Genomic DNA, 12,538 nt, shown 5'->3' on the forward strand with positions numbered 1-12,538 from the left:
GTTGTTTACTTCTGTTCACTTTGTAGGAATTGTTCACTTTTGTGGATTTGATGGTGTGTAGTTCGAAAGTGCCTTGGAGCACTTCACAACTTCGCATCGTGAACTTCAAAGGAGAACAGAATGAAGCGTCGCCAGCTTCTGCTCGGAACGGTCAGCCTCATGGCCAGTGCTGCCCTCATCGCCGGTTGCGGCAGTTCCCCGGCCTCCACATCCGCGCCAGCACCCACGGGGGACCCCACCGGCACCGTTACGTTCTGGTCCTCCCTGGCTGGCATGGACAAGGTGGCTGCTGCCTTCAACGCCAGCCAGGACAAGATCAAGGTCACGTTCGAGACCGTACCCAACGGCGCCAGCGGCGGTTACGCAAAACTGTCCACCGCCATCACTGCCGGGAACGGCCCCGATGTTGCCACCATCGAATACCCGCAGCTGCCGCAGTTCGTCAGCAACGGCCAGCTGCTGCCCCTGGACGGTTTGATCGATAAGGCCGGAACACTGGACAAGCTCACGGATGAGACCAAAGCCCTGGTGCAGTTCGGTGAAAAGACCTACGCGCTCCCCTACGACGCCGCCCCCATGATCATGTGGTACCGCAAGGACATGCTGGAGAAGGCAGGCGTTGGGGTCCCAAAGACCTGGGAAGAGTTCGAAGCAGCCGGCCAAAAAATCAAGGCCGTGGCTCCCGAGGCCCACCTGGCCAGCTTCAATCCCAACGAAGCTGCCCTGACCGCCGCCCTCTCCTGGCAGGCCGGGGCGAAGTGGTTCGGCACCGAAGGGGACAGCTGGAAGGTCGGAATCAACGACCAGGCCACCCGGAAGGTAGCGGACTACTGGCAGAAGCTGATCGACCAGAAGATCGTCAAAGTCCAGCAGTCCTTCAGCGACGAGTGGTCCGCGGACCTGGCCAGTGGCGCCGTCGTGGGTGTTCTCGGCGCCAACTGGAGCGCCACCGGCATCCAGAAGCGTACCGAAGCCAGCGGGCAGAAGGGGCAGTGGATCGCAGCGGAGGTGCCCAACTGGGGGTCGCCGTCGGACGCCTTTTACGGTGGATCCAGCTTCAATGTCACCAAGAGCAGCAAGAATCCCGCGGCGGCAGCGAAGTTCATCGAGTTCCTGACCACCAGCCCGGAGGCCATCAAGGCCCGCGGCAACACCGGCTCGGCCTTCCTCGCCTCGCCTGGGCTCACTCCCATCGCACAAAGCGCCTTCGATGCCAGCTACTTCGGCAACGACATCTACGAAGTCTTCGACAAGGCTTACTCCACCATCACGCCCGGCTGGCAGTGGGGTCCCAACTGGGACATCACCAACACGGCCCTCAAGGACGCTTACGGGACGTTGACCACCGGCGGCAAAGTCCTGGCTGCAGTGGACACCGCGCAGAAGGCGACAGTTGACGGACTCAAGCAGAACGGCCTCTCCGTCAAGGAGTAGGCCCGCGAGGCGGGTGGGTCCGGGAGTCCTGGACCCACCCGCCGGCGAGGAGATTAACCATGGTCACCCAAGTACCCACCGTCCGAGGCGTCGATCGCCTGCAATCCCGCAAACAACGCGCCATGTCCGGAACGGGAGGACGGACCGCAGCACTGTTCCTCACCCCCTTCTTCGCAGTATTTGCCCTCGCGATGGTGGCCCCCGTCATTTACGCGGTGGTGCTGAGCTTCTTCGCCCAGCAGAAATCCGGCCTGGGCTTCGGCGAGGCCAAGACCTCGTTCGTGGGCCTGGAAAACTACCTGCAGGTCCTCCAGTCGGAGAGCTTTGTGGGCGGAATCGCCCGCCTCGCCATGTACTGCGCGCTCTACATCCCGTGCATGGTGGGCGGAGCGCTCGCTTTCGCGCTCCTGCTGGATGCCGCTGTGGCGCGGGCAAGGAAACTCTTCCAGCTCCTCGTCTTCCTCCCGCATGCTGTACCCGGGGTCATCGCTGCCCTGATCTGGGCGTACCTCTACACGCCCGGTGTCAGCCCGATCGTCTCCGTCCTGGAATCGGGTGGGATTGCCGTGAACTTCCTGGACAACCAGATGATCCTGCCCTCCATCGTGAACATCGCGGTGTGGGAATGGACCGGCTACAACGTGATTGTGCTCTTCACGGCGTTGCAGGCCGTGCCGCGGGAGATCCTGGAGGCAGCCAGGGTTGACGGGGCCGGTGAAATACGGACTGCCCTGAGTATCAAGTTGCCGTTGATCCTCCCGGCCCTGAGCGTCATCATGCTGTTCACGGTGATCGGAACGCTCCAGTTGTTCACGGAGCCTTCGATTATCTCCAAGGCCACGGCGTCGGTCACCAGCACGTGGGTACCCAACATGTGGGCCTACGACGCCGCGTTCAACAGGCATAACCTCAACCAGGCCGCTGCCGCTTCCATCATCATCGCGCTCATGGCCGCCGTGCTGTCCTGGGCCGTCACCCGCTTCAGCTCAAGGACGGACAAAGCATGAGCACCTCAACGTTGTCGCGCCGGGAAATTTCCGCCCCGGCCGCTCCGCGGAAACGACGGCGATCTGCCCGCAGCGGCGGTTTTGCCAGTTCGTTCACCGTTAATGCGCTTCTGGTCCTGGGCTGCGCCTATATGGTCCTTCCCGTCGTGTGGCTGCTCTTCGCCTCCACCAAGAACACGGCAGATCTCTACGGCACCGCCGCCTATGCGTTCGGCCAGCCGGCGTTCTTCGACAATGTGGGGGCGGTGCTGAACCAGGACGGCGGAGTGTTCCTCCGGTGGATGGCGAACTCCATGTTCTATGCGGCCTTCGGCGCGGTCTTCGGCGGGCTCATCTCCGTCATGGCCGGTTATGCTTTCGACAAATTCCAGTTCCGCGGCCGGAACTCATTTTTTGGCATCGTCCTGGTGGGGGTTCTGATTCCCAACACCGCGACCGTCCTGCCCATGTATCTGCTGGCCTCCGTCTTCGGGATCACCAATACCGTCTGGGCGATCCTCATCCCGGTGTTGTGCAATCCCTTCGGCGTGTACCTGGCCAGGGTCTACTCCGCCGCGTACGTCCCCGCCGAAACCCTCGAAGCCGCCCGGGTGGACGGTGCGGGACCCATCCGGTCCTTCTTTTCCCTGGGCTTGCCCATGATGATGCCCGGCTACGTCACCATCGCCCTGTTCCAATTCGTGGGGGTGTGGAACAACTTCATGCTTCCCCTGGTGATGCTCCAGGACCAGCAACTGCTTCCCGTCAGCGTTGGTATCTCCATCTGGCAGGGATACGCCGTACCGCAGCCCGAGTTCACCCCCATGGTCATTACCGGCTCGCTGCTTTCCATCATCCCCTTGCTGTTGGCGTTCATCATGCTGCAGCGGTTCTGGAAGTCGGGCCTGACCGCGGGGAGCGTCAAATGAGTTTGAACGTTGCCTTGGCCATGCCGGTACACACAGCACAGGCCGTGTTTCCGCCGCGAAGCCTGGACCCCTTGGAACCTTCCCTGAACCTGCTTAGCCGCGATCCCATCCAGGACTTCCATACACCGGCGGGCCGTTCCTTGCTGGCGAAGGCCGACATCCTCATCACCGGCTGGGGCTGCCCCATCATTGACGAAGCTGTCCTGGAAGCGGCGCCGCGTTTGCGTTATGTCCTGCATGCGGCGGGGAGCGTGAAGCACCACATTGGCGACGCCTGCTGGGAACGTGGTGTCCAGGTCAGCTCGGCCGCCGATGCCAACGCCATCCCCGTGGCCGAGTACACCGTGGCCATGATCGTCCTTGCCAACAAACGGGTCCTCCAGATTGCCCGGACCCTGCACTCCACGCGGACGGACGTTCTCGCCGAGCAGCTCTTCCCGGACATGGGCAATTACCGCAAAAAAGTAGGGATCATTGGAGCATCGAAGATCGGCCGGCACGTCATCCGCTTGCTCGCCCCCTACGATCTGGACGTCGTCGTCTCGGACCCCTACCTGGACGCGACGGAGGCTGCGGCCCTCGGCGTGCAGCTCGTCAGTTTGGACGAGCTAGTGGCGGAGAGCGACGTCGTCAGCCTCCACGCGCCGTCGTTGCCCTCCACGAGGAACCTCATGGACGCCGCGCTGGTGCGGCGGATGCGGCCCGGTGCCACGTTCATCAACACGTCGCGCGGCGAACTGGTGGATCAGGACGCGCTGCTCGCCAGGGTGGAACAGGGCGACCTGTACGCAATCCTGGACGTCACGACGCCCTGGGTGCTGCCCTCCGATTCCCCGTTCTACACCCATCCGAATGTGCTGCTCACCCCGCATGTGGCGGGCTCCCTGGGCAACGAGCTTGAGCGGATGGCGGCGAGCGCCGTGGACGAGGCACTGCGGCTGGCACGCGGCGAATCACTACGGTTCAGGGTCAGGGTTGAGGACCTCGCCTTCACGGCGTAGGTGACCGCACAGCGGACTGATGCAACGCACGACGGGGACCTCCCGCCGTCGTGCGTTTATTGGACCGTATCGCCCTTCTGGTCAGCGTCGCTGGGATTCTTGAGCCACATCATCGCCTCGTCTTCGGAGACAAAGAACCGGGTTGGGCAGGGCGGGTCATGGGCGGCGATTTGATAGTCGGCGAGCATGCGGTCCACTGGGTTGCTTCCGAGCAGCGCAATCCTGGAAGCGGCGCAGGGTTCCACGAAAACGTCGCGTGCGGCACGGCTGAGGTGGTCGGCGTTGGCCATCTTCACCAGCAGCGGGTACCGGCTGCCCGCCGCGAAATCGTTAACCGCGTCCACGGCTGCGCGGGCGTTACCGGCCTCAATGCGCACACCGGGCTTCCAAGCCAACGACATGACATTGTCCGGCTCGAACTGGATAACGAAATCGTCAGGTTCGGCCTGAGCCATAAAAATTCCTCCATCCCTGCAGAACTACCCGCTTGCCAGGCGCTGCCTCCACCCTGCACCAGTGGGCGAATACAGAGACTCATCCTAAAGAGTGATCTTTCAGTTGCTCGACGTGTCGGCCGGGTCCTGCCCGGTCATGCGTCCCAGTAAACCGTCTGCTCCAACAGCCCGGTAGTATCGGCAGGGAATGCTGGAGACGCTTGGGGGAATATTCTAATGACGGAAGTTCGGGGGCAGCTGTCCTTCACCGATGACCTGGGCCGTGACCTGCAACTGCAGGAGTACGGATTGGATCCCGAGGCGGGCTCCACCTTGCTTCCCAACGCAGCGGTCATGAACGCCCTGCAGAACCTCGTCCGCCTGGCAACTGAGCTGTGCGGCGCTCCCTTCGGAGTGGTCAACATCATCAGTGCCGAGTACCAGCACCAGATCGGTGCCTGGGGCGTAGACCCCGGCGTGTGCTCGCGCGAAGATTCGATGTGTGCCAAAGTGTTCCTTTCGCGTGAGCGGACCGTAGTGGCCGACGCCTCGCAGGACCCGCGTTTCGCCGACAACCCTTTCGTCACCGGGGAAATCGGCAAAGTCCGCTTCTACGCCTCCGTGCCGCTGCAGACAGAGTCAGGTTTCGTCCCGGGCACCCTCTGTGTTTTCTCCGACAAGACCAAGGAGCTCCGCCCCGAACAGGTGAGCATGCTGGAGGTCCTTGCCAAGCAGGTGGTGGAGCTGCTTGAACTGCAACACCGCACCGTCCAGCTGGACCGGACCTACAGCGAGCTCAAGGCCAGCAACGCCAAGCTCGCCGGTTTCGCGGGCCGGGTCAGCCACGACCTCCGGATCCCGCTGACCACCATCCTGGGCTATGTGGAGTTAGTGGAGGACGACCCCGACGTCGAGCCAAGCAGCACCGCCGCCAGGTACCTGGACCGGATTGGTGCCAGCGGGCGACGGATGCTGGGAATGCTCGAAGACGTCCTCAGCTACTCCCGCGTTGGCGGCGGAATCCGGCGGGAACAGTTGTCCTTGCAGGACATCGCTGAAGAGGTTGTCCGCGACCTCGGGGTGGAACACGACGGATTCGTGGAGGTTGAAGACGTCAGCTTGCATGCGGACCGCGGGCAGCTCCGCACCCTCCTGCAGAACCTGGTGTCGAACGCCATGAACTACCGCAGCACCGAACGGGAACTCCGGATCCGTATCAGCGGCACCTCCAACTACCACGGCACCACCGTCTTCGTGGCCGACAACGGCAAAGGCATCGCACCGGAGGACCGCGCCAAGGTCCTGGAACCCTTGGTGCGCTTGCGACGCAGTGGTGATGGTCCCGGCTCCGGGCTCGGCCTTGCCACGTGCAGCAGCGTCGCCAAAGCACACGGCGGCGATCTCAACCTCACCGAGACACCGGGCGGCGGAACTACCGTCGCCGTCAGTTTTCCCGCCGGAGCCTAACCACGGACCTGGTGATGGGACCGCACGACGGCGGACACCCGCCGTCGTGCCTCTCCAACCGGGTCCTGGCCTACTTGTTGGGGCCGCTTCCTTTGGGCTTGTCCGGTTTATTGCCACCGCGTTCCTTGCCCTTGTTATCCGGCGTCGTTGCGCCCGGTGCCACGGCCGGAACGGGTACGGGCGCCTGAACGGCAGGGACCGGCGCAGGTTCCGGCAGGTTGACGTTCTCAGCAGGAACGGCACTCACGGGCTCGGCGTCTACGGGATTGGCACCGGCGGGAGTCGGGGCAACCGGGACAACTGGGGCGGTTGGCTGCGGATCCGCTTGGGACACCTCGGATTCTGCCGGCAGGGAGTTGTCCGCCGTGGAACCTGAGGAAGCTAACCCTTGAGTGAAGATCACCAAGGCCAACGGCACTGTTACCGCCGCTGCTGCGACACCCCACATAGCCTTGGGACGCCGCTTGCGGAACGTCCGGACCGTGGCCAGCGAAGCTTTGGTTTCCGCTGCCGGTACGGGCGGCCGCGTAGGCAGGGGCGGCAGCACCGCTGTCCTCCGCCCCGATTGGATTCCGTCCTCTGCCAGCGCCTGTTGTACATCAGCCGCGACGGGACGTTTTTCGGGATCCATGTCAGTCATGGACTCCAGCAGCGAACGCAGCGGTGCAGGCAACCCGGCCGGTATTTCGGGGGCGCGGTGCAGGCGTGCGGAAGCGGTCTCGATAGGAGTTCCGGGGTATTCAGCCCTGCCGGTGAGGCACTCCAGGAGCACCAGCCCCAACGAGTAGATGTCGCTTGCGGGTGTCAGGCCCAGGCCCTGCGCTTGTTCGGGGCTGAGGTACTGGGCGGTGCCCACGGTGAAGCCCGTTGCCGTCAGGCGGCTGTCATTCACCACCAACGCGACGCCAAAGTCCGCCAGCTTGACCTTTTGGGCGAGTCCGGCGTCGTCGGATACCAGGATATTGGCTGGCTTGATGTCCCGGTGGATGACGCCGTGGCCATGCACCTGGGAGAGTGCGCCCGCGATCTGTACACCTATACGGGCAACCTCGGGAACGGTGAGCGGACCGTCGGCCAGCACGGCTCGGAGGTCGCGGCCCTCGGCGAGTTCCATGACCAGGTACGCCCGCTCTTCGTCATTCCGCGTATCAACACCTACGTCGAAGGCGGCCACGAGTCCCGGGTGGTCAAAACTGGCCAGGAGGCGCATCTCTGTTTTCTGCCGGCCACGGAACGAATCGTCGCCGGAGCCCGGGAGGAAAATCTTGATGGCCACGTCACGGCCCAGAAGCAGGTCCGTCGCCCGGTACACAGTTGACATGGCCCCTCGGCCCAATATTGGACCCAGCTGGTATCGGCCATCCAGTGTGTCGTCGATGGAATCGGGGACGCGGGAGTCCACGGCCTCGTCATTGTTGCCCACGAATTGTCACGCCCTTCAGGCCCCACCCGGCTGCACGTGACCCATCGGGGTCCGCCGTCACCAAGCAATGCCGTCAATCAAACTTTCACGGTAGCCGCGCGTCGCCGACTGCTTCAGCCACCGCGGCTTGAGCGACCCCCAGCCCAAACAGCATCATCCGGATTCACCAGATAAGTCATCAGGATACTGATTAAAGGCTCGGATAGACAATGCGGGACCACCCGGTCAACCTACCTCAGCCGCGGAAGCGCCCTGAAGTGGTCGGCGACGGCCCGCAGGGTGATCCGTGGATTTCCATGGCCATGGATCACCGATGCGGGAGCGCGGCTGGCTTTCGGCACCGACTCCCCCACGTCTCCCCATGCACCATTGCCCAATATGTAAGTGGCCACCACACGCAACCCGGGACTCCGCGTGGACATGCGGCGCGGCGCACCAGATCGGCCGATTGGCTGCCGGCTTGTACGCCGACTTCGTCGTTCCGGACACTGATGTCTGTTCTGCCGGCAACCATGCCGCCCTCCTGGACACGAAAATTCTTCGGACCGTGGTGGGCGGGCGAACAGTGCACCAGGCCGACCACACCAGCGCGGGCTGACCACAACCTTGTGCGGGCCGAACGCCCGACGGCGGCCTCCCGCCGTCGGGCGTTTCGTTACAAAAGGTGCTGTCCGCACGTGACCTACGGAACTGCGGCCAGCGGCCCCACAGGGCACAATGGAAAGCATGACCCGAACAACTTTCGCCCTCGTCCGTCACGGCCAGACCGATTGGAACGCGGAGCGGCGGTTGCAGGGATCTACTGACATCCCGCTCAACGACGTCGGTCGTGGCCAGGCGCGCGACGCCGTCGCGGCACTCTCGGACCAGCAGTGGGATGTGGTGGTATCTTCACCGTTGGGCCGTGCTGCGGAGACCGCGGAGATCATTGCCGAGGGTCTGGGACTCACTGTTGCGCGGCTGGTTCCGGAGCTCATTGAACGCAGTTTTGGCCCCGCAGAGGGCTTGCAGGCGGGCCCCGAATTGGAGGCCCTGCGCATCCCGGGCGGCTTCCGCGGAGGCGAGAGTGATGACGACGCCGCTGCCCGCGGCTTGGCAGCGCTTGAGGCTTTGGCCGTGGAGTTCGCCGGGAAGCGCGTCCTGGTGGTTGCGCACGGCACCCTGATTCGGTTGACGCTCAATCGCGCCATCGGCCGGACGCTGGACAGCGTCCAGAACGCTGTCCTGAACCTGGCCCACCACCACGTCACGGACGGCTGGCAGCTGGAGTACTTCAACGGCGAACGGGTCACAGCCGACGTCGACGCCTGAGATGACCGTCTTGGCCCCGCCAACTACCGGGACTGAAGCCGCGCCCTAAGCTGCTCCGCATAGTCCCCATAGGCTGCCGCGATCTCTTCCAGGTCCACAGTCTGGGGAAAGTCGATCACCGGCTGGTGCTCGGCCAGGTAGGTGGCGGTTTCCTCAACTACCAGCTGCTCATCGAAGCTGTCCAAGCCGGCTTCCGCGAGGAACTCCGGGTTGGTGTGGACCAGCGATTCCCCGGTTTGCCCTTCGGATCTCCAGCGCACCAGGTATTCGTTCTGGTTCACGGGCTCGATGTCGAATGTCTTCTCCATGGAAGCAGCCTACGCCGTCAGGACGCGGTCACTTTCCGGCCCGGGCTCCGATTAACCCGCAAAGAGTCTCCGCATTGATTCCCAGGAGGGCGGCCGCAAGGCTTCCCATCAGGTCCAGGACGGACTCGCTGCTGGCACTTCCGGCCAGCACATCCATCACCAGGCCATCCTCCTGCGCAACAAGGGTGCGGGCGATCTTGGCTGGATCCAAAAGCGGTGAGAACTCTCCGGAGTGGGTTCCGGCGTCGATAATGTCTCGGTAGACGCGCTCCTGAGAGCGGGTGAGCTCCTCTTGAATCCCTCGCTGTTGGGCGTCCCGGAGCATGTGGGGCCAATACTCGTACAGGATCCGGGAAACGTCATCATCCAATCCCGCCGTTGTGCCAGCGCTGATAACGGCAGCCAATCGTGCCGTGGCACTCATGTCAGGCTCAAGGGCTTCTGCGAGCTTTTCAAGGAATCGGTCTGATGAGGCGCTTACAGCTGCGGCGACGATCTCCGAGTGGCTCCCGAAGTAGTAGAGCACAGCGTTCGCCGCCATACCCGCCTCGGCGGCAATGGCTCGAAGAGTGGCGCCCTCGGCGCCGTCGCGTGCAGCTACAGCCTGTGCGGCGGCGATGATGTCCCGCCGCCTGATTTCCTTCTTGTCCATCTTGGCCATGGCCAGTCCCCTCATGGATACCTGTTGACTTTGAGTCTAGACAGGGATTGAATGGCATTCAAATTTGAATGCCATTCAAATTATCGATTCAATGAGGAGTCCCCATGCCACAACCGCGTTCAGTACCTTTACTAAGGGATGAGGCGCCATCCAAGGGCCTAAAAGCCGGGTCCATCGGAATCGGCCCCACCGTCGCTCTGGGCCTCGCCGCCGTCGCACCGGCCTACAGCCTGGCCGTGACACTCGGCTTCGTGGTCCTCGCTGTTGGGTCAAGCACTCCGGCCGCCTTTCTGCTCGGCTTCCTGCCGATCCTGTTTACGGCGTTGGCCTTCCGTGACCTGAACAAGGAAATGCCCGACTGCGGCGGCGTTTTCGTATGGATTACACGCGTCTTCGGCCCCTCGGCGGGCTGGTTCCTGGGCGGATGGGTTCCCCAGATGGCCACGCTCATTGCCAGCGCCGCACTGGCCCAGGTGGCCACCACATATCTCCTCACCGTCCTCGGCTTGGCGTGGCTAGCTGCGGAACCGGTTGCCGTTGCGGCCATCGCCTGCGGGCTTATCGCCTTCAGCGCCTACATCGCAGTGAGGGGCATCGAACTCTCCGCCTGGGTCCAGTACGGGTTGATAGCGCTGCAATTGGTGGCATTGGGAGGCTTCGGCATCTCCGCTTTCAGCGCCATGGCCACCGGCCGCGCCATGGCGGAAGCCGAACAGCCCAGCCTGGAATGGTTCAACCCGTTCGCGTCAGACGACGTATCCGGGCTGGTATCCGGCGTTATCCTTTGCCTCTTCATCTACTGGGGCTGGGATGCGCTGATAGCCGTGAACGAGGAAACCACAGACAGCAAAGCAACACCAGGCAGGGCCGTGATCATCACCACGATCATCCTGCTGTTCTTCTACGTCATGACTGCGTCTGCCGCCGTCGGGTTTGCCGGAACGGCAGGCATCACCGATCCAGGCACCGTCTCGGATGTCCTCACAGTCCTTGGCCCGCAAGCTGCGGGCGAGGTGTTCGGCCACGTGATTATGCTGGCCGTAGGCCTGTCAGCGCTCGCAGCCCTGATGACCGTCGCAGTAAGCACTCCCCGCACTTGGCTCAGCATGGGCACCTACCAGGCCCTTCCGCGCGCGACCACCAAGATGTACCCAAGGAGGGGAACGCCCCGCACCTCGATCGTCTGGTGGGCACTCATCACCATCGTCATCACAATGCTGCTGTCAGCCATCAACGCCAACTTCATTGGTCTCGCAATACTCTCTGTTGGGCTGATGATCGCCGCCTACTATGCAGCGACAGCACTGGCCTCGGTGGTGTACTTCGCACCGCTGATGCGCGCGTCGACCTCCGCCCTGGTCTTCCAAGGGATACTCCCTGGGCTAGGCGCACTCTTGATGGTTGGCGCGTTTGCGTACAGCGCAGTGGACATGATTTCCCCCGAGTATGCGGGGCTGTCATGGCTGGGCATCGGCTCGGTCTTCTGGATCGGCGTGGGGGCATTGGCACTTGGCCTCGTGGTTACAGTCGCCATCCGGCCAAGGTTCCGCCCGTTCTTTTCCGGTCAAACCATCCCTCGCGGAAACGTCAGAACCCGCCATGAACTTCCCGCAATTCTCAACAATGAAACCGAGGCCTAAGTGCGCATCCTGTCCATCGCAGCAATCCAGACGAACCCCGCCCCCGACGATCCCGAGGCAACATGGGCGCGCTTTGCAGCCCAGGCTGAGTCAGCCAAGAAGCTGGGTCCCGAGGTTGATGTCATCGTGGTTCCGGAACTGCTGCTCTCCGCCCCCGGAGAGTTCCTGATACCGGATCCCGACGCCGAGACCCGTTCAGCCGCGCCGATCCCCAGCCCGCTCACGGATCGCATCTCAGCGCTGGCGCAAAAGCTGAATGTGTGGCTTGTGCCGGGTTCACTTTTGGAGACCGATGGCGGGAAAACCTATAACACCGCCATCGCCGTGTCGCCGGCAGGTGAAATCGTGGCCCGCTACCGGAAGCTCTTCCCCTGGCGCCCCTTCGAAACCACCACTCCCGGCAATTCCTTCGTGACCTTCGATATCCCCGGCTGCGGACGCATCGGCTTGGCCATTTGCTTTGACGGCAGCTTCCCCGAGGTCGCGCGCCAGCTGGCCTGGCTCGGAGCAGAAGTCATCATCCAACCCACTCTCACCACCACGCGCGACAGGGCCATGGAGATAGTCATGTCGCAGGCCAACGCCTTCGCCAACCAGATCTACGTGGTGAACGTGAACGGCGCGTCACCGTCCGGTGTGGGCGAGAGCATCATCGTGGACCCCGAGGGCACCATCATGCAGCAGGCACGGGGTGGGGAGGAGATCCTGTTCGCGGTCCTGGACCTGGACCGCGTCAGCCAACTCCGACGCTATGGAACCCATGGCATCAACCGCCCTTGGGCCCAACTCAGGGATCAGGAAGGCCTGCTGTCCTTCCCCATGTTCGGAGGCGCACGCTTCCAGTCACCGGGCTGGGCTGCGGACCCGGCCACGGGCCGTGCAACGACTCCGGCGCGAGCAGTCCCCTAACCCAAGCAAAGGCACGACGGCGGAAGGTCGCCGTC

Annotated in this window: 13 protein-coding genes; 9 read left to right on the forward strand and 4 right to left on the reverse strand. The window is 63.3% G+C overall.

Annotation, left to right across the window (positions count from 1 at the left end; genetic code table 11):
• The first annotated feature begins 120 nt into the window (after window positions 1-120).
• The 4 genes from J2Y68_RS10075 to J2Y68_RS10090 are packed head-to-tail and all read left to right on the forward strand — an operon-like array spanning window position 121 to window position 4,350.
• Window positions 121-1,434 (forward strand): sugar ABC transporter substrate-binding protein, encoded by a 1,314-nt coding sequence (locus J2Y68_RS10075; protein ID WP_309992849.1) that lies wholly within the window; start codon window positions 121-123, stop codon window positions 1,432-1,434.
• Window positions 1,435-1,493: 59 nt separating this feature from the next.
• Entirely contained in the window at window positions 1,494-2,441 is a 948-nt protein-coding gene (locus J2Y68_RS10080; RefSeq protein WP_309992850.1) for a carbohydrate ABC transporter permease, read from the forward strand.
• Entirely contained in the window at window positions 2,438-3,349 is a 912-nt protein-coding gene (locus tag J2Y68_RS10085; RefSeq protein WP_309992851.1) for a carbohydrate ABC transporter permease, read from the forward strand. The genes J2Y68_RS10080 and J2Y68_RS10085 overlap by 4 nt, the downstream gene beginning before the upstream one ends.
• Complete coding sequence (locus J2Y68_RS10090) at window positions 3,346-4,350, forward strand: hydroxyacid dehydrogenase (RefSeq protein ID WP_309992853.1); 1,005 nt, start codon at window positions 3,346-3,348, stop codon at window positions 4,348-4,350. Before J2Y68_RS10085 ends, J2Y68_RS10090 begins: the two co-directional genes overlap by 4 nt.
• Before the next feature lie 56 nt (window positions 4,351-4,406).
• Here the strand turns inward: J2Y68_RS10090 and J2Y68_RS10095 are convergent, their stop codons facing one another.
• Window positions 4,407-4,805: a DUF7793 family protein gene (locus J2Y68_RS10095; protein WP_309992854.1), complete on the reverse strand. Its 399-nt coding sequence runs from the start codon at window positions 4,803-4,805 to the stop codon at window positions 4,407-4,409.
• A gap of 216 nt (window positions 4,806-5,021) precedes the next feature.
• On the opposite strand from J2Y68_RS10095, the gene J2Y68_RS10100 reads away from it, so the two are divergent.
• Window positions 5,022-6,251 (forward strand): GAF domain-containing sensor histidine kinase, encoded by a 1,230-nt coding sequence (locus tag J2Y68_RS10100; RefSeq protein ID WP_309992855.1) that lies wholly within the window; start codon window positions 5,022-5,024, stop codon window positions 6,249-6,251.
• A gap of 70 nt (window positions 6,252-6,321) precedes the next feature.
• Here J2Y68_RS10100 and J2Y68_RS10105 read toward each other — a convergent pair whose 3' ends face one another.
• On the reverse strand, window positions 6,322-7,674 hold the full coding sequence (locus tag J2Y68_RS10105) for a serine/threonine-protein kinase (protein ID WP_309992856.1): 1,353 nt from the start codon (window positions 7,672-7,674) through the stop codon (window positions 6,322-6,324).
• Between the two features lie 448 nt (window positions 7,675-8,122).
• Between J2Y68_RS10105 and J2Y68_RS10110 the strand changes: the two genes are divergently transcribed.
• Together J2Y68_RS10110 and J2Y68_RS10115 are read left to right on the forward strand one after the other, a co-directional pair.
• Window positions 8,123-8,272, forward strand: coding sequence for a hypothetical protein (locus J2Y68_RS10110; protein WP_309992857.1), 150 nt, complete (start codon window positions 8,123-8,125; stop codon window positions 8,270-8,272).
• A 119-nt stretch (window positions 8,273-8,391) separates the two neighbouring features.
• A complete protein-coding gene (locus J2Y68_RS10115) occupies window positions 8,392-8,985 on the forward strand; it encodes a histidine phosphatase family protein (RefSeq protein WP_309992860.1) in 594 nt (197 codons plus the stop codon).
• Window positions 8,986-9,008: 23 nt separating this feature from the next.
• On the opposite strand, the gene J2Y68_RS10120 is transcribed toward J2Y68_RS10115, so the two are convergent.
• On the reverse strand, window positions 9,009-9,293 hold the full coding sequence (locus J2Y68_RS10120; RefSeq protein WP_309992862.1) for a hypothetical protein: 285 nt from the start codon (window positions 9,291-9,293) through the stop codon (window positions 9,009-9,011).
• Between the two features lie 28 nt (window positions 9,294-9,321).
• Entirely contained in the window at window positions 9,322-9,954 is a 633-nt protein-coding gene (locus tag J2Y68_RS10125; protein WP_309992865.1) for a TetR family transcriptional regulator, read from the reverse strand.
• Window positions 9,955-10,058: 104 nt separating this feature from the next.
• Here J2Y68_RS10125 and J2Y68_RS10130 point away from each other — a divergent pair, with 104 nt between their 5' ends.
• Complete coding sequence (locus J2Y68_RS10130; RefSeq protein WP_309992868.1) at window positions 10,059-11,594, forward strand: APC family permease; 1,536 nt, start codon at window positions 10,059-10,061, stop codon at window positions 11,592-11,594.
• Window positions 11,595-12,503 (forward strand): carbon-nitrogen hydrolase family protein, encoded by a 909-nt coding sequence (locus J2Y68_RS10135; RefSeq protein WP_309992869.1) that lies wholly within the window; start codon window positions 11,595-11,597, stop codon window positions 12,501-12,503.
• Window positions 12,504-12,538 lie beyond the last annotated feature (35 nt).

The sequence above is a fragment of the Paenarthrobacter nitroguajacolicus genome (assembly GCF_031455195.1).
In the GTDB taxonomy this organism is placed as follows: Bacteria; Actinomycetota; Actinomycetes; order Actinomycetales; family Micrococcaceae; genus Arthrobacter; species Arthrobacter nitroguajacolicus_D.

Excerpts from the sequence above, each read along its gene's own strand:
- J2Y68_RS10130 (WP_309992868.1), top strand. The coding sequence starts at position 10,059 with ATGCCACAACCGCGTTCAGTACCTTTACTAAGGGATGAGGCGCCATCC.
- J2Y68_RS10095 (WP_309992854.1), bottom strand. The coding sequence starts at position 4,805 with ATGGCTCAGGCCGAACCTGACGATTTCGTTATCCAGTTCGAGCCGGAC.
- J2Y68_RS10075 (WP_309992849.1), top strand. The coding sequence starts at position 121 with ATGAAGCGTCGCCAGCTTCTGCTCGGAACGGTCAGCCTCATGGCCAGT.
- J2Y68_RS10120 (WP_309992862.1), bottom strand. The coding sequence starts at position 9,293 with ATGGAGAAGACATTCGACATCGAGCCCGTGAACCAGAACGAATACCTG.
- J2Y68_RS10125 (WP_309992865.1), bottom strand. The coding sequence starts at position 9,954 with ATGGCCAAGATGGACAAGAAGGAAATCAGGCGGCGGGACATCATCGCC.
- J2Y68_RS10085 (WP_309992851.1), top strand. The coding sequence starts at position 2,438 with ATGAGCACCTCAACGTTGTCGCGCCGGGAAATTTCCGCCCCGGCCGCT.
- J2Y68_RS10080 (WP_309992850.1), top strand. The coding sequence starts at position 1,494 with ATGGTCACCCAAGTACCCACCGTCCGAGGCGTCGATCGCCTGCAATCC.
- J2Y68_RS10090 (WP_309992853.1), top strand. The coding sequence starts at position 3,346 with ATGAGTTTGAACGTTGCCTTGGCCATGCCGGTACACACAGCACAGGCC.
- J2Y68_RS10115 (WP_309992860.1), top strand. The coding sequence starts at position 8,392 with ATGGAAAGCATGACCCGAACAACTTTCGCCCTCGTCCGTCACGGCCAG.
- J2Y68_RS10100 (WP_309992855.1), top strand. The coding sequence starts at position 5,022 with ATGACGGAAGTTCGGGGGCAGCTGTCCTTCACCGATGACCTGGGCCGT.